The following is a 15877-nucleotide window of genomic DNA, read 5'->3' as shown; positions in this document are numbered from 1 at the left end:
CGGCCCCGCCCGGCCCCGCCCGGCTCGGCTGGTCCGGCTTGGCCCGGCCGGTCCGGCTTGGCTTGGCTCGGCTGGTCCGGCTTGGCCCGGCCGGTCCAGCTTGGGTTGGCAAGACCGGCCGGCCCGGCCCGGCCCGGCTCGGCTCCGCCCGGCCCGGCCCGGCTCGGCCCGGCTTGGCAAGACCGGCCGACCCGGCCCGGCAAACCGGCCGAGGCCACCAGGCCGCGGAACCACGTCCCGCGGCCGGGCCGCGCGGCTCCACCTCAGCGCCGCCGCCGTCTCACCGCCCGCAGTGACGCTGCCGACGAGCGCGGCGCCGCCGGCCGGTCAGTCCAGCGCGGCCGCCTTCCGCACCAGCACCGAGCGTTCGCGCTGGTTGGCGCACAGCCGGGCGGCCAGCTCCAGCTCGGCGCGCGCCTCCCGGCGGCGGCCGAGGCGGGTCAGCAGCTCGCCGCGTACCGTCGGGACCAGGTGCGATCCCGGCAACCGGTCCGTCGCGACCAGCTCGTCCACGATCGCCAGACCCTCCGCCGGGCCTGACGCCATCGCCACCGCGACCGCCCGGTTGAGCTCCACCACCGGCGACGGCGCGACCCGGCCCAACGCCTCGTACAGCACCACGATCCGGTCCCAGTCGGTCGCCTCGACCGAAGCCGCCGACGCGTGGGTGGCGGCGATCGCGGCCTGCAGGCCGTACGGGCCGAGGCCGCGGACGGACGCCTTGGCCAGCGCGGCCAGCCCGCGCTTGATCGCCGAGAAGTCCCACCGCCGCCGGTCCTGGTCCTCGAGCAGGATCGGCGCACCGTCCGCGCCCGTCCGGGCCGGGAAGCGCGCGGCCGTCAGCTCGCACAACGCGAGCAGGCCGTGCACCTCCGGCTCGTCCGGCAGCAGCGCGGCCAGCGTCCGGGCCAACCGGATTGCCTCGTAGGCGACGTCGGGGCGCAGCAGCCGGTCGCCCGACGTGGCCGTCGAGCCCTCGGTGAAGATCACGTACAGGACGCTGAGCACGCCTCCCAGCCGTTCGCGGCGCTCGGCGGGCGGCGGCAGCTCGAACGGGACCCCGGCCGCGGCGATCGTCTTCTTGCCCCGGGTGATGCGGGCCTGCACGGTCGGCACCGGGACGAGGAACGCGCGGGCGATCTCCTCGCTGGTCAGGCCGCCGACCACGCGCAGGGTCAGCGCCACCCGGGCCTCGGGGGAGAGCACCGGGTGGCAGCTGACGAACATCAGCGCGAGGACGTCGTCGTCGATCCGGTCGGGGTCGGCCTCGTCCTCGGCTTCCGCGTCGGCCGCCAGCAGGGCGTACCGGTCCCGCAGTGCGGTCCGGCGGCGGATCGCGTCGATCGCCCGCCGCCGGGCCGTGGCCTTGAGCCAGCCCGCCGGATTGGCCGGCGGGTCGAGCGGCCACGCCACGAGCGCCTCGGCGACCGCCTCCTGGGCGGCGTCCTCGGCCAGCCCGAAGTCGCCGGTGAACCGGGTCAGCGCGGAGACGATCCGCGCCGACTCGATCCGCCAGACGGCCTCGACGTCGGCCGGGCCCATCAGTTCCGGCCGCCGGAGTCCGGCGTCTCGTCGCCGCCGGGCACCCGCCGGACCTCGACCTTGGCCCCGCGCGCCGCCGGGACCCGCTTGGCCCACTCGACCGCCTCTTCCTTCGAGGCGACGTCGATCAGGAAGAAGCCCCCGAACAGCTCCTTCGTCTCGCCGTACGGCCCGTCGGTGACCACGGGGGTCTCGCCGCCGAAGTCGACCACGACGCCCAGGCTCGGGTCGTCGAGCCCCTCGGCCGCGACGTAGACCCCGGCCTTGACCAGGTCTTCGATGAACTGGCGGCTGGTGGCCATCATCTCGTCGATGTTCGCCATCATCGCCGCGTTCGACTCGTCGGTGCCCCGCATGATCAGCATGTACTGCGGCATCGTGCTCTCCTCGTCCGCGGGACCGCCTCTCGGCCCTCGCCCCCTCTTGTCGAACGGGCGACGCGCGGATCAACACGGCCGAGGAAAAACTTTTCGACGCCCGGTCCCGGGTGCGGATCGTATCGCCGCGCGGACGAGGTGGGGCCGGGTCATCTCCCCGCTTGCGGGCCGATCATCGAGTTCACGTCGATCGGCTTCGGGATGGCCCCGAGCTGCAGCAACAGGTCCGGCACCCGCTGCAGGCGCCGCGAGTCCAGGATCGAGCCGTAGCCCGGCAGGGTGAGCAGCTTGGCCGTGTCCTCGTCGATCTTGGCGAACCGCACCAGCAGCGGCTCGACCTTGGCGCGGTCGATCAAGGCCTCGTGGGTGGCCTTCTGCATCGCGCGCTGGAACGCGGCCAGCGTCTTCGGGTTCTCCCGGACCCACTTCCGTGTCGCTCCGTAACCGGTCAGCGGGAAGTCCTGGGTCGCGCCGGTGTTGATGTCGATCACCGGAATCGCGCCCGCCGTCTTGGCGGCCTGGGTGATGTACGGTTCCGGCAGGTAAGCCGCGTCGGCCTCGCCCTGCTGCAACGCGGCGGCGATGTTCGGCAGCGGGATCAGCACCCATTTCACCTTGCCGAAATCGACGTTGTGGTCTTGCATCACCGAGCGCGTGAGCAGATCCGACGCGGTGTTCTTGGCCGTGATGGCGATCTTGCTGCCGGCCAGGTCGAAGATTGTTTTCACCGGCGAATTCGGTACCGTGACGATCGCATTGCTCTTGGCGTTGACCGACGTCGCGTCGGCGACGAGCTGCATGTCGGCGGTACCGGTGCCGGTCGCGGTGAAGAACGGCGGGTAGGTCGAGAACGCGATGTCGGCCTCGCCCGAGATCGCCTTCGTCAGCGAGGCCTGGCCGCTGGCGGCGATGACGGAGTCGACGGTGAGCCCCTCGGCCTTGAAGAAGCCTTCGTCCTGGGCCAGCCAAAACGGCCCGAGGTCGGTGGTGGGCAAGATCGAGACCTTGAGCGTCGACTTCTCCACGTCGCTGCTCGCCGCGGCGTTCGGCTCGGCCGATCCGAGTGCCCCGCAGCCGGTGAGAACCATGGCGGCCGCGAGGGCGAGCGCGGCGCGAACCCGGCCACTGCTCCTGACGATTCCAAACAAGGCCTGCTCCTCGAAGGAGGTGAGTTGGTGTACCGAATCCAGGGGAGTCGTGTGAATCATTCCCCGGCGTCAGGCAGGTCACTGTAGGAGCCGGTTCAACGCTTGACAACGCGGGATGCGGGCGAAAACGGGATTTCACCAGAATGGCCGCAGGCATTCTTGATCGACGATCTTGCGGGTGTCCGGTAAATGGTGAGGAATGCTACGAATCACTGTGGCGAAAAGGTGGCGTGCCGCTGTTTTTGCGGGCGGATGGCCGCTGGAAGCGCGGATTCGGGGTCGCTCGTCGGGGTTTGCCGAACGTGATTGCGTGACCGGGATCGGTGGTATCGATGGGCCATTGGGGTTAACCGATGATCGTCGGGGAAGAGGGTGGCTCGGCTGCGGAAAACGTGGTCCGATGGCGGCGTCCGGAGCGGAAAACAACAGATCCTCGATGGCCGGCGACGGCTGGCCCGGTCGGGGTGCGCTTTTGGAAACCCGGCGGCTGCCGGGCGCCGTCCGCACGGGGGTTCGGTGTGCCGGAATAATCGCGAAGCCGCTCGCGGGAAGATCGTGCGGCCGGGTCGAAATCGTCGAATGCCGGCCTTGGTGGGCGCGGAGCGGTCGCGGACGAGAAATCCCGAACGCGGTGTCGATCCCGGAAGTGTCCCGGCATTCGTCGGCCGAACGGTGGTCGCACCGCACTTTCACCGGTTCGGTCGCGTTTCGCCCCCGGTGGCGTACACTGCGGGCGCGTCCGGAGCGCCCGCAGTGAGAATGGTCGACATTCGCCATTCCGCCGCGACGGCCCGGCGGTTGGTGATCCCGCGTTCTCCACCAGCGGAAATCACGGCCGGATCACGAGTCGGCGAATTTCCCGGAATTGATGTTTACCCGGTCGATCGGGGTTGTCCCGGCAAACCTCTTGTTGGGGAACAACTTTTACTTCTATTATTCCCGGTGTGCGACCGCTCACGGACGGTACCGAACTGCTGGTCGGACGGGACAGCGAGCTGTCCTGGCTGGTCGGCTGGATCCGTGATGTCGCGGCCGGTCGCGGCCACGCCGTGCTGGTGGACGGCGAGCCGGGCGTCGGCAAGTCCGCGCTGGTGCGGGCCGCCTGCGCCACGGCCGCGGACGCGGGCTGCCAGGTGTACTGGGGAGCCGGCGACGAGCTCGGCCAGGCCCTCCCGCTGCTCCCGCTCCTGGAAGCCCTGGGCGTCACGCAGGGTGCGCGGGATCCTCGCCGGGAGGCCATTTCCGAGCTGCTGCGGGGCGGCGCCGTCGCGGGCCGGGGCGCCGATCTCGCCGCCGCGGCCGCCGAGCAGCTGATCGCGCTGGTGGACGAGCTCTGCCAGGCCGGGCCGGCCGTGCTGGTCGTCGACGAGCTGCAGTGGGCCGACCGCACGACGGTGGCGGTGTGGAGCCGGCTCGCCCGGGCGGTCCGGCAGCTCCCGCTGCTCCTGATCGGCGTGCTGCGCCCGGTGCCGCGCCGCGACGACCTGCGGTCGCTCTTCCGGATCGTCGGACCCGCCCAGCGGCTGCGGCTGGGCAGGCTCGCCGAACCGGCCGTGCTCGAGCTGGTGGCGGCGCTGGCCGGCGGCAAACCGGGCGCCGAGCTGGCGCAGCTGGCCGACGGCGCCGCCGGGAACCCGTTGTACCTCACCGAACTGGTCGACGCGCTGAGCCGGAGCTCGTGCCTGGAGGTCGACACCGCGGGCATCGTGGAGCTGACCGGCGCGGCGACGCCGGACTCGCTGCCGGAGGCGATCGCGGACCGGCTGGGCTTCCTCGGGGAGCAGGCGCAGGGCGTGCTGCGCGCGGCGGCGCTGCTCGGCGTCGGCTTCTCGGTCGCGGACCTGGTGGCCGTGACGGACACCCCGCTCGCCGACCTGCTGCCCGCCCTCGACGAGGCCCGCGCCGCCGGGGTGCTCGTGGCGGCGGGCGACGACCTGGCGTTCCGGCACCCGTTGATCCGCACGGCGTTGTACGACGAGATGCCGACGGCGGTCCGGATCGCCTGGCACCAGGCCGCCGCGTGGGCACTGGCCGAGGCGAGCGCCCCGGTCGAGCGGGTCGCGCGGCAGCTGCTGCCCATGGTCTCCACCACCGACAGCCGGGTGCCGGTGCCGGCCTGGGCCGTGCGGTGGCTGCTCGAAGTGTCCACGCTGCTGATCGGGCAGGCGCCGGTGGTCGCCGTCGCGCTGCTGCGCCGGGCGGTGCGCGACGCGCCGCTCGACGACGCCGTGACCGGCGCGCTGGCGTGCCGGCTGGCCGACGCGTACTACCAGGTGGACAACGTGGCCCAGGCCGAGCGGATCGCCTGCCGCGCCCTGGATCGCGTCCGCGACCCCGACGTGCGCGTCGACCTGCACACCACGGTCGTCCAGTGCCGCGGGACAACCGGCCGCGCCGCCGAATCCCTCGCCGCGCTGAACGAGGCTTTGACCCAGCCCGGGCTGGAGGCCCGGCACCGGGCGAAGCTCCTGGTGCTCATCGCGCGGACGCACCGCGACCTCGGGGACGTCGAAACCGCGGGCGAGGTCGCCACGGCGGCGCTGGTGGAGCTCGGCCCGGCCGAAGACCGCTGGGCGACCGGGTGGGCGCTGCACCTGCTGAGCCTGGCCGCGATGTCGCGGGGCGACTGGGCCGGCGCGCTGCCGCTGTTCGAGCGCGCGATGGCGATCGTGCGGGGCGACCCCGCGTTGATCGACCTCACCCTGCTGCTGCGCATCAACCAGTCGGTCACCCTCGGCGCGCTCGACCGCCTCAGCGACGCGCTCGCCGCCGCCGCCCAGGCGCGGGAACTGGCCGACCGCACCGGTAGCGTCGTGCGCCTGGCGCAGTCCCAGAGCGCGATCGGGTACGTGCTGCTGGGGGCGGGCCGGTGGGACGACGCGCTGGCCGAGGTGGACGTCGTCCCGGACGACCGCAAGGAGCCGGCCGTGGTGTGCGCCGACCACGGGGTCGCCGCGATCATCTGCTACCACCGCGGCGAGACGGCCGACGCCCGCCGCCACCTCGACGTCGCGGCGCTGCACGCGGAACGCATCGGCGACCGGGTCGTGGATCCGCTGGCGCGGGCGCGTGGCCTCGCGTTCGAGCACGCGGGCGCGCCGGAGCGGGCGCTGGCCGTGCTGACCGCGGCGATGACCAGCGAGGACGCGAGCCAGGAACTGCTGGCCGAGGCGGCCCGCCTCGCCACGGCGACCGGCGACGACCGGACGGTCGCGCAGATCGAGGCCCGGGTGAGCGCGCTCGCCGCCGAGTCGCCCATCCCGCACCGCCGCGCCCTTTCGTTGTACTGCCGTGGTTTGCTGGAACAGGACGGGACGATGCTGCTGCGCGCGGCCGACGCCTACGACGAGGCCGGCCGGCCGCTGTCCCGGGCGAGGGCGCTCGAAGCCGCCGCGATCGCGTTCGCCAAGGCCCGCGAGGAAGACCGCGGTTCGGCGCGGGCGGCCTTCACCCACGCGACCGACGTGTACGCGGAGCTGGACGCCCAGTGGGACGTGGCCAGGCTGCGCGCGATGTTCCGGGCCTTGGGCATCCGCCGCGGCCCGACGGTGAAGCACCGCCAGACCACGCACGGCTGGGACAGCCTCACCCCGACCGAGGGCCGGATCGCGGCGCTGGTGGTCGAGGGGCTGTCGAACCCGCAGATCGCGGCCCGGCTGTACCTGTCCCCGCGCACGGTCGGCACGCACGTTTCGCACATCCTGAACAAGCTGGGCGTGCACTCGCGGATCGACATCGCCCGGGAGGCGGCCAAGCACCAGCCCGCGTCGGGCTGAGCGGGCGGCGAGGTGGCCGGCCGGGATCGGCCGCGTCACCCGGCTTGCCGGGGCCCGGGCTTGGCCAGGGTGGGGCCGCCGTAGGCGGTCGGGTGCGGGTGGGCCGCTCGCCACCGGCCCGCGTCGGGCTGAGCGGCGGCGGTGACCTCCGCCGCGGCCGGTTTGGTGCGGCTTCCCGCGCGTCGGCATCGCGCGGGAAGCCGCTGCTCGGCAACCCGCCTCGGGCTGAAGTCAGACTCCGACCTCCGGAGCGTTCCCCTGCGGGCGCACGGTGAGGGTGCGTTTGACCGGAGCCGCCGGGGTGCGGCGCGTCACGGCCACGTGCCCGCTGGTGATCTGGCCCAGCAGGATCGCCAGCACCAGCAGCAGCGGCGTCTGCCACGTGCCGGTGTGCGTGTGCAGCCAGCCGCACGCCAGCACGCCGAAGCCCGCGATGACGTACCCCACGCCCTGGACCACCGCGGACAGCGACAGCGAGCTGTCCTTGCTGCGCAACGAGATGGTCGTCAGCGCGAACGCGAGCGAGCCCATGCCCGCGCCGGTCGCCACGGCCCACAGCCAGGGCGCCGCCGCAGGGGCGAGGAGCAGGCCGGTCACGCCGATGACGTTGGGCGTGGCCAGGACGACGACGAGCAGGGTCTGGTTGCGCCACCGGCGGGTCCAGCCGGGGACCAGCAGCATCATCGGCAACCCCATGGCCATCGACACCGCGAGGCACGTGCCGGCGGTCGTCGGCGAGACTCCCGCGTCGCGCAGGATGCCGGGGAGCCAGCCCATGACCAGGAACGTCACCGTCGAAATCAGTCCGAAGTGGATGGTCAGGGCGGCGGCCGGGGTCGTCCCGGCGGCCCTTCGGGGCGCCACGAGGGCTTCGTCCGGAGTGCGTTGCCACATCTGCATGGTCAGCAGCGCCACGATCGCCCACAACCCCAGGGCGTACCGCCACGAAGACGACATGACCACGGCCGGCGTGACCAGCGCGCCGGCCGTGCTGCCGAGCCCGAGCCCGAAGGTGAAGGCGGCGGAACCCCCGGCCAGCAGCGGCAGCATGGTGCCGAGCACGGCGATGGACAGGCACGCCAGCGCCGTGCCGACCAGCAGCTGTGACGAGCCCCCGAGAACCCGGCCGGCTAACGAAAGCACCAGCCCGGCGAGGCCCACGGTGACGGTCCGGTGGGCGCCCACCCGGCCGCACAGCCACGGCGTCGCCCAGCCGCCGAGCCCGATCGCCCACAGGGGCAACGCGACGAGTACCGCGGCGACGAGGCTTCCGGCGACGGAGATGTCCGGCAGGGCCGCACCCAGGCTCGTGACGGCGGGCCGCAGGTTGACGGCCAAGAGGAAGATCACAACGGTGGAGGCGGTGGTGGTAGCACGAGACATCGCTCCTCCTCGGCGTCGAGGTCGGAGCGGCGGGCCCCGTGGAACAATGCTTCGCGGAACGCGTGGATCAGACATCCGTCACCTGACGGATGGCCGGAAGGGCCGTTGTGCCTCAACGGTTCTACGTCGTCCCCCGGACCTGCGAATGGGCGTGCATCGGCACGACCGGCCGGTTCGCGGTGACGCTGGGGAGCCGGCTCGCGCGCAAGCGCCCATCCGGGCGACCGCCGACCGGCCGGGTGGTGTCAGTGCGTCAGCAAGTCCAGCACCAGTGCCAGCGGAGGCCACGCGGCGCGGCCCCGGCGGGTGCACGCGAAGGCCCGTTGCCGGACAGCCGGATCGGCGAGCGGCAGCACCGCGACCCCCGGCCGGGTGGGCCGCCGCGCCGGGAGCAGGCCGACGCCGCGGCCGGGGGCGGTGATGAGGTCTTCGACCAGCTCGAGGCTGTCCGCGCGGTGCGCGACCCGCGGCGTGAACCCCGCCATGGACGCGAGCGTGCGGAGCACGTCCTCGTCGGCGCTGTTGCGGGAATTGCCGATCCAGTCGTGGTCGCGGAAGGCGTCGAAGACCGCGAGGGTGCCTTCGCCCCGCACTCGGCGCGCGTCGGCCGCGGGGACACCGAGGCCCCACGCGGCGGTCCACAGTGGACTCACGGCGACCGCGGGGTCCACGGTGGCGGGCGCGAGGTCGTAGTCGTAGACGAGCGCGAGGTCGAGGTCGTCCGCGAGCAGTGCCGCCAGTGCTTCGGTGGGCTCGAATTCGCTGACGAGCACCCGCACGCCGGGGTGGTCCTCGGCGAGCCGGGCCACGGCGGGCAGCACCGAGCGCCGGACGGCGGTGGCGAACCCGGCGACGCGGACGGTGCCCACCGGTTCGGCGTGCGGGTCGAGGTCGGCGTGCGCGGCCTCGACGGCGGCCAGGATCGCCACGGCGTGGTCGGCCAGCCGCCGCCCGGCCGGGGTCAGGCGCACGCGGCGGCCGTCGGGTTCGAGCAGCGGCGTGCCGACCTCCCGGGCCAGGACGGCGATCTGCTGGGAGACCGTCGACGTCGTCGTGCCGAGCACGTCCGCCACGGCCCGCATCGACCCGTGCCGGGACAGCTCCAGGAGGTACTCCAGCCGACGCGTGTCCATGGCGCGATTGTCCATGATTCCTGAATGGACTGTCCAGCATCGGCAAGTGGACGTGAACGGTGTGTCGGGTATTTCCTGGAGCCGTGCCATCCACGACCCGTTCCGGAGCGACCCTCGCGGTCGCGGCCATGCTGTGCGTCCAGCTCGGTCTCGCCGTGTCCGTCGGCCTGTTCGACCGCATCGGCCCCGAAGGAGCCGCCTGGCTGCGGCTCGCGTGGGCCGGCGTGCTGCTCGTCGTGCTCGTGCGCCCGCGGCCGTCGTCGTTCCGGCGGACGACGTTCGCGGCCTGCGCGGCGCTCGGGGTGGTCACGGCCGGGATGACCATGCTGTTCATGGAGGCGGTGGCGCGGCTGCCGCTGGGCACGGCGAGCGCGCTGGAGTTCCTCGGGCCGTTGACCGTGGCGATCACGCGCGGTCATGGGGGAAAGAAGGTGTGGCCGGCCTTCGCCGCGGTCGGCGTGGTGCTGCTGACGCAGCCGTGGCAGGGCGGCGCGGACCTGGCCGGCGTGGCTTTCGCGCTGGCCGCGGCGGTGTGCTGGGCCGGCTACATCCTGCTGACGCAGCGGGTCGGCGACGAGGTGGCGGGCGTGCGCGGGCTGGCGGTGTCGATGCCGGTGGCCGGGCTGGTGGCGACGCTGGTGTACGGGCCCGCGGTGCTCGGGCACTTGACGTGGCAGCTTCTGCTGACCGGGCTCGGGCTGGCGATCCTGCTGCCGGTGGTGCCGTTCAGCCTGGAGATGCTCGCGCTGCGGCGGTTGACGACGTCGGCGTTCGGGACGCTCATGAGCCTCGAGCCGGCGATCGCGCTGGTGATCGGTTTGGTGGTGCTGCACCAGGTCCCGGACGCGGCCGCGGTGGCCGGGGTGGCGTTCGTCGTGGTGGCGGGGGTGGGTGCCGAGCGGACCGGTGCCCGGGAGCCGGTGAGACAGCCGGCTTGAGTCAGGCCGAGCTGGCGGACCGGCCCCGGCTTCCCGGTCCGGCCGCACAAGACGCCGGCGGCCGGGCCGCGCGACTTGCCGGGCCCTCGCCGGCGACCGGGCCGCGTAACCTCGCTGGGCCCTCGCCGGCGGCCGGCCCCGCGATCTCGCCGGCGGCCGGGCCGCGCGACCGTGCCAGGCCCTCTCCGGCTCAACCCAGGGCGTCGAGCAGCCGGCGCGCGGCCACCGCCGCTCCATCGGTGCGCATCTCGGCACCCAAAGCCGCCGCCCGCACGCGCGTCTCGGGTGCCAGCGCCGTGTCGAACGCGGCGCTCAGCGACTCGAACGTGGCCGTCGCGCCGTCGAGGGCCGCGCCGACCTGGCACGCCGCCACCTGCCCGGCCCAGTACGGGTTGTCCGCCAACCGGATCGGGACCACCACCTGCGGCACGCCCGCCCGCGCGGCCGTCTGCGTCGTGCCCGCGCCGCCGTGGTGGACCACCGCCGCCAGCTCGCCGAACAGGCGCTGGTGGTTCACGTCGCCGATCGTGAAGCAGTCGCCCACGGCCAAGTCCGCCCAGCCGCGGGACACCAGCACCCGGTACCCCCGCGCGCGGCTCGCCTCGACCGACCAGCGGGCGATGTCCGGCGCCGGGCCGATGCTGCCGAAACCCACGTAGACCGGCGGCTCGCCCGCCGCCAGGAACTCCACCAGCGACGGCGGCAGCGGACGCTCGTCCACCCGCGTCCACGCCCCGTCCTGGACCACCTCGAGCCCCGGGACCGCCGGCCCCAGGACCGGGTCCGCCGCCAGCCACGGCCGGTCGGAGTAGACGTGGTCGCGCACGTTGTCCACCGGGGCCAGGCCGAGCGCGGCCCGGTGGCGGTTGAGCGGCTCGCGGAACTGCGCGTCCACCCGCTGGGCGTCCACCGCCCACAACGCCGTGTTGTCGCCTTGCTCCTCCGGCCAACCCGGCCGCGGCGGCGGGGTGTGGTGTGGCGACGGCAGGTTCACCACCGAGTAAGTCACGTACACGTACGGGATGCCGGCGGCCTCGGCCACCGACCGCGCCGCGACCTGCGCCAGACCGGCGACAACCATTGCGTCGCATCCTTCAACAGCCGAAGGGAAGACCTCGAACTGCGTTTCGACGAGTTCGGCCCGGTACCGCGTCAGCTCGGCCGGGGTCGTTCCGCGCATCAGCGCCCGCACCGGCGGTCCGACCGGCACCCCCTCGATCCCGAGCCCGGCGATCCGGTCCACGAGGTCCGGCGGTACGCACATCCGCACGTCGACGCCGAGGGCCCGCAGCCGCACCGCCAGGGCCACCAGCGGTTCGACGTCCCCGAGCGTTCCGTACGTGGACAGCAGGACCCGCGTCACCGCGGTGCCCCGGCGTAGAAGCCGACCGGCATCGTGACGTCCGCGCTCGAAGCCCCGCACTCCAGCATCCACAACGCGGCGGCCGGGCCGAGCTCCCGGCCCAGCACCCCGAGCGCCGCCGGGTCCGGCGCCACCGCCCGCGCCTGCGCCACCCCGCGCGCGAACGCGTCCGGGTCCCAGCCGCTCGCGTCGCCGTCACCGAGGGAACGCGCTCCACCGGCCAGCGCCGCGACGGGTAGCGCCTCGGGTACGCCGAGCAGGCCGTGGGTGCGTTCGCCCACCAGGACCCCCATCCAGCGCGAGGTTTCCGGGGTGGGCCGCGGCCCGGTCCACCGGGGCCGCCCGTCGAGGTCCGGCAGCTTCGCCGGCGCGCCGGACACCGCCCAGCGGCCCGCGTACTCCACGGCCAGGCCCGGGGCGCTGCGGGTGGCGGGGTTGTGGAACCGGGCCATGTCCCACCGGGTGCCGACCGCCACCGCGGCCAGGTCGCGGTGCGGCCAGACCCGTGCCTCCCACCAGAACCCCCACGGGAACGCCGCGGTGTGCCCCCACCACCAGTCCTCGCCCAGGTCCGGGTCCGCGAGTTCGAGCGTCAACCCGGAGAACGACCGCACGCCGTGCGGACTCGGCCGCTCCACCCGCGGGGTCGCCATCGCCGCGAGCGAGTCCGGGGCGACCAGGCCGCGGTCGCCGCGCAGCAAGGATTGCAGCAGCCGCGCGAAGTCCGCCGCGCTGGTGTACATCCCGACGCCCGGGTAGGCCGCGGTGCGCAGGGGCGGGCTCGGCACGCACCAGTCGCCGAACGCCAGATAGCCGGTCGCGCCACCGGTTCTGCCCGTGCCGTCGTCGATGCCGGAGGCCGTCATGCCGGCCGGGGCGAACACCTCGCGTTCGACGCGGGCCGCGTACGGTTCGCCGGTCACGTGCTCGACCACGCCGCCCAGCACACCGACGCCGAAGCTCGAGTACGAGTACGGCCCGGGCGCCGTCACCAGCGGCAGCGCCCCGCCGTACTCCACCGAGCGCCCGGCCTCGTGGCGCCGCCGGACGTAGCCGAGGATCGGCTCGGCCGGGGCTCCGCACGCCGTCGCGGTGACGATGTCGCTGTAGTAGCCGCCCTGGTGCGAGGCCAGCATGGCGGTGGTGACCGGCGGCGCGTCGCCACGCAGACCCGCGGGCAGCACGTCGTCGACCGGCGTGTCCAAGCCGACGGCACCCGCCTCGGCCAGCTGCATGAAGGCCAAGCCCGTGACGGGTTTGGTGAGCGAGCCCGCCGGGGCGGGCGTCTCCGCGGTCATCGGCGTGCCCGCGGCCAGGTCGGCGAACCCGGTCGCGGCCGTCCGCAGGTCGTCGCTGGTCGCCACCGCGACGGCGACCCCGGGCGTGCCGGTGACCGCGGCCAGCCGGGGCAGGACGGCGTCGAGCGCCCCCATCACGTCGTCGAGCACGCTCACCCCTCGGTGGTGTTGTAGTTGACGATCCGCTCCACCATGACGGCGCGCGCCCCGGTCAACGGGCTGTCCGCGTCGCGCCGCGCCACGTCCGGCAACCGGTGGGCCTCGTCCTCGGCGACCACCACCGTGCCCCACAGCGCGTTGAACCCCGAAGGGTCGACGGGCTTCTCCGCGGCGGCCTCGACGGTCACGACGCCGTCCCCGCCGGAAACGGTGAGCGCGCCCATCTGCCGCAGCACCACGGGGTCGCTTTCCTTCGCCGCCACCACGCTCCAGCCCGGCAGCCGCAGGGCGGCGAGCAGGCTGCCGGCGTCGCTGACGACGATGTCCGGGAGCACGAGGCCCACCGGCCCGCGCGTCATCGGCAGGGCGCAGCGGATCGCGCCGTCGAGGCCCGGCGCGGCCACGTCGTCCTGGAGGACGAAGACCAGCTGGAAGATCCCGGCGTAGCGCGCCAGGTACTTCACCGTGTCGAGCTTGTGCGTCCCGAACACGACGACCACGCGCACAACGAGGCCGCTCTTCACCAGCTCGACCGCGGGCTCCAGGCTGCGGTCCAGCACGGTGACCCCGGGCGCCAGGCAGTGCAGCTCCTTCGCGTAGGGCGCTCCGAAGCGCGTCCCGAAACCGGCGCAGGGCAGGATGACCGAAACGTCGGGGTCGCTCACCGCAGCCGCACCTCCAGCGCGACCCGGTGCCGTCCGCGGGGGAGCGGCACCCACGCCGGTTCGCCCACCGGCGCCACCGCCGGAAAGCGGTCGAACAAGCTGCGCAGCGCGACCTCCGCCTCCACCTTCGCCAGGGCCACGCCGAGGCAGAAGTGCGGCCCCCAGCCGAAGCCGACGCTGCCCTCGCGGCCGCCGTGCTCGGCCTGCCAGCGCACGTCGGGCGCGTGCGGGTGGGCGAACCGCGCCGGGTCGCGGTTGGCGGCGCCGAGCACGGCCTGCACCGCGTCGCCCGCTTTGATCGCCACCCCGGCCACCTCCAGATCCGTTGCGGCGTACCGCAACCGGGCCAGCTGGACCGGGCCGTCGGTGCGGACCAGCTCGCGCACCGCGGCCGGCCACAGCCCGGGCTCGGTGCGCAGCAGCTCCCGCTGGGCGGGGTCGCGCATCAGCGCGAGCGCCGCGTTGGACAGCAGGTGCGCCATCGTTTCGTGCCCGGCGAGCACCAGGAACACGACGAGCGCCACGACGTCGACGTCGGTCAGGTCGTCCTGGGCGACGACCTCGCTGAGCAGGTCCGCCCGCGGCTCGGTCCGGCGCCGGTCGACCAGGGCGTGGCAGTAGGCGAACATCTCGCCCAGCGTCGGCGTGATCCGCGCCGGGTCGCCGTCGACCAGTACCTTGCCCCAGCGCCACCAGTCCGCCCAGTCCGTCTCGGGAACGCCGACCAGTTCGCAGACCACGGCCATGGCCAGGGGATAGGCGTACTCGTCGAGCAGGTTCGCCGTCGTGCCCAGGCCGTCGAGCAGCTCGTCGACGATCTGCTGCACCCGCGGGCGCAGCGTGGCGACCCGCGACGCGCTGAACGCGTGGCTGATGCAGCGGCGCAGCCTCGCGTGCTCGGCGCCGTCGAGGCTGAGCAGGCTCGCGCGCAGGTAGGGCAGGTGCTCCGGGGGCGTGCCCAGCGCGAGGAACGCCTCCTCCTGCGTCTGCGCGCCCTGCCCCGGCAGGCCGGTGGGATCGTTGCGCACGGCCGGGTCCGACAGCACCGCGCGGACGGCGTCGCTGCCGGTGACCAGCCAGCCTTCCCCGCCGTTCGGCAGCCGGGCCCAGCAGACCGGTGACTCGGCGAGGACGCGGTCGTACCCGCCCATCGGGTCGTCGAGGACGGCCGGATCGCGGACGTCCACCACGGGTTCGGTCGACATGGGTCTCCTGTCAGCCTTTGAGCGGGCCGCCGTTGATGGCGACGCGGTGACCGAAGCGGGTGTGCGGGTAGTAGTCGTAGGTCGCGTGGTGCTGGACGCAGCGGTTGTCCCAGAACACCAGCGTGTTCGGCTCCCAGCGCACGCGGCACGCGAGCATCGGCCGGTTCGGCACGACCGAGAACAGCAGGTCGAGCACCGCCTGGCTTTCGTCGGCCGACAGCTGCGGGATGCGCGAGGTGTAGGCCGGGTTGACGTACAGCAGCGGCCGGTCGGTCTCCGGGTGCCGCACGACCACCGGGTGCTCGCTGACCGGGGGCTCGTAGCCGTCCGGGATCTTGTGGCCGCGGAAGGCGTGCGCGCCGTCGTGGATCGCGGTGAGCCCGGTCAGGAACTCCTTCAGCTTGGGCGAAAGCATGTCGTACGCGAGGTGCATGTTCGCGAAGAGCGTGTCGCCGCCGCTGCCCGGCGCCGGCATCTCCGTGATGTGCAGCATCGAACCGAGCGACGGCTCCTCGTCGGCGGTGCCGTCGGCGTGCCAGCCGTTGCCGAACACGGTGGCCGCCTCCGGGGCGGTCGCGACCTCGAGGATGTAGGGGTTCCCGTGCTCGGGCGGCGGGTTCACCGGCCGCAGCTCGCCGAAATTCGCGGCCAGGCGCTGGTGGTCGTCCGGTGTGATGTCCTGGTCGCGGAACACCAGCACGTGGTGGTCCAGGAACGCCGTCTTGAGCTCGGTCAGCTGCTCGTCGGTCAGCTCCCGGGTCAGGTCGAGGCCGGTGACTTCGGCGCCGATGACCGGGGTCAGGCCGCGCACGTCCAGGGTCCGGTAGTCGCGTGCCGGCCGCGTCGTGATCCGCTTGACGGCGTCGAGTTCGTACTGCTCCATGGTTTCC

The 15877-nt window shown here is 73.7% G+C and carries 12 protein-coding genes; 2 read left to right on the top strand and 10 right to left on the bottom strand.

Translation table 11 applies throughout. The annotated features are described in order from the left end of the window. Positions 1-327: 327 nt before the first annotated feature. From ABFJ78_RS47680 to ABFJ78_RS47670, 3 genes are all read right to left on the bottom strand, one after another. The gene (locus ABFJ78_RS47680) at positions 328-1542 is read right to left on the bottom strand and encodes an RNA polymerase sigma factor (RefSeq protein ID WP_436394141.1); all 1215 of its coding nucleotides are present in this window, start codon (positions 1540-1542) and stop codon (positions 328-330) included. Further along, a complete protein-coding gene (locus ABFJ78_RS47675; RefSeq protein WP_436394140.1) occupies positions 1542-1919 on the bottom strand; it encodes a YciI family protein in 378 nt (125 codons plus the stop codon). The genes ABFJ78_RS47680 and ABFJ78_RS47675 overlap by 1 nt, the downstream gene beginning before the upstream one ends. 149 nt (positions 1920-2068) lie before the next feature. Then, a complete protein-coding gene (locus ABFJ78_RS47670) occupies positions 2069-3067 on the bottom strand; it encodes an ABC transporter substrate-binding protein (RefSeq protein ID WP_436394235.1) in 999 nt (332 codons plus the stop codon). 944 nt (positions 3068-4011) lie between these two features. On the opposite strand from ABFJ78_RS47670, the gene ABFJ78_RS47665 reads away from it, so the two are divergent. Beyond that, positions 4012-6843, top strand: a complete 2832-nt coding sequence (locus ABFJ78_RS47665) for a helix-turn-helix transcriptional regulator (protein ID WP_436394139.1) — start codon at positions 4012-4014, stop codon at positions 6841-6843. A 231-nt stretch (positions 6844-7074) separates the two neighbouring features. On the opposite strand, the gene ABFJ78_RS47660 is transcribed toward ABFJ78_RS47665, so the two are convergent. Both ABFJ78_RS47660 and ABFJ78_RS47655 read right to left on the bottom strand, forming a co-directional pair. Continuing rightward, positions 7075-8226: an MFS transporter gene (locus ABFJ78_RS47660; RefSeq protein WP_436394137.1), complete on the bottom strand. Its 1152-nt coding sequence runs from the start codon at positions 8224-8226 to the stop codon at positions 7075-7077. Between the two features lie 245 nt (positions 8227-8471). Further along, positions 8472-9359: a LysR family transcriptional regulator gene (locus ABFJ78_RS47655; RefSeq protein ID WP_436394136.1), complete on the bottom strand. Its 888-nt coding sequence runs from the start codon at positions 9357-9359 to the stop codon at positions 8472-8474. An 83-nt stretch (positions 9360-9442) separates the two neighbouring features. Between ABFJ78_RS47655 and ABFJ78_RS47650 the strand changes: the two genes are divergently transcribed. Then, a complete protein-coding gene (locus ABFJ78_RS47650) occupies positions 9443-10297 on the top strand; it encodes an EamA family transporter (protein WP_436394135.1) in 855 nt (284 codons plus the stop codon). A 190-nt stretch (positions 10298-10487) separates the two neighbouring features. Here the strand turns inward: ABFJ78_RS47650 and ABFJ78_RS47645 are convergent, their stop codons facing one another. The 5 genes from ABFJ78_RS47645 to ABFJ78_RS47625 are packed head-to-tail and all read right to left on the bottom strand — an operon-like array spanning position 10488 to position 15870. Beyond that, entirely contained in the window at positions 10488-11660 is a 1173-nt protein-coding gene (locus ABFJ78_RS47645; protein ID WP_436394133.1) for a glycosyltransferase, read from the bottom strand. Next, on the bottom strand, positions 11657-13108 hold the full coding sequence (locus ABFJ78_RS47640) for a serine hydrolase (protein WP_436394131.1): 1452 nt from the start codon (positions 13106-13108) through the stop codon (positions 11657-11659). The genes ABFJ78_RS47645 and ABFJ78_RS47640 overlap by 4 nt, the downstream gene beginning before the upstream one ends. A 2-nt stretch (positions 13109-13110) precedes the next feature. Further along, complete coding sequence (locus tag ABFJ78_RS47635) at positions 13111-13782, bottom strand: hypothetical protein (RefSeq protein ID WP_436394130.1); 672 nt, start codon at positions 13780-13782, stop codon at positions 13111-13113. Then, the gene (locus ABFJ78_RS47630; protein WP_436394129.1) at positions 13779-14987 is read right to left on the bottom strand and encodes a cytochrome P450 family protein; all 1209 of its coding nucleotides are present in this window, start codon (positions 14985-14987) and stop codon (positions 13779-13781) included. Before ABFJ78_RS47630 ends, ABFJ78_RS47635 begins: the two co-directional genes overlap by 4 nt. A 10-nt stretch (positions 14988-14997) precedes the next feature. Beyond that, the gene (locus tag ABFJ78_RS47625) at positions 14998-15870 is read right to left on the bottom strand and encodes a TauD/TfdA dioxygenase family protein (protein ID WP_436394128.1); all 873 of its coding nucleotides are present in this window, start codon (positions 15868-15870) and stop codon (positions 14998-15000) included. Positions 15871-15877: the final 7 nt, after the last annotated feature.

The sequence above is a fragment of the Amycolatopsis sp. MEPSY49 genome (assembly GCF_051337345.1).
Lineage (GTDB): Bacteria > Actinomycetota > Actinomycetes > Mycobacteriales > Pseudonocardiaceae > Amycolatopsis.
The sequence above is the reverse complement of the archived record's forward strand: the minus strand, read 5'-3'. Positions and strand labels throughout refer to the sequence as shown.

Coding starts and splice junctions, on each gene's coding strand:
- ABFJ78_RS47625 (WP_436394128.1), bottom strand. CDS start 15,870: ATGGAGCAGTACGAACTCGACGCCGTCAAGCGGATCACGACGCGGCCG.
- ABFJ78_RS47660 (WP_436394137.1), bottom strand. CDS start 8,226: ATGTCTCGTGCTACCACCACCGCCTCCACCGTTGTGATCTTCCTCTTG.
- ABFJ78_RS47630 (WP_436394129.1), bottom strand. CDS start 14,987: ATGTCGACCGAACCCGTGGTGGACGTCCGCGATCCGGCCGTCCTCGAC.
- ABFJ78_RS47680 (WP_436394141.1), bottom strand. CDS start 1,542: ATGGGCCCGGCCGACGTCGAGGCCGTCTGGCGGATCGAGTCGGCGCGG.
- ABFJ78_RS47655 (WP_436394136.1), bottom strand. CDS start 9,359: ATGGACACGCGTCGGCTGGAGTACCTCCTGGAGCTGTCCCGGCACGGG.
- ABFJ78_RS47675 (WP_436394140.1), bottom strand. CDS start 1,919: ATGCCGCAGTACATGCTGATCATGCGGGGCACCGACGAGTCGAACGCG.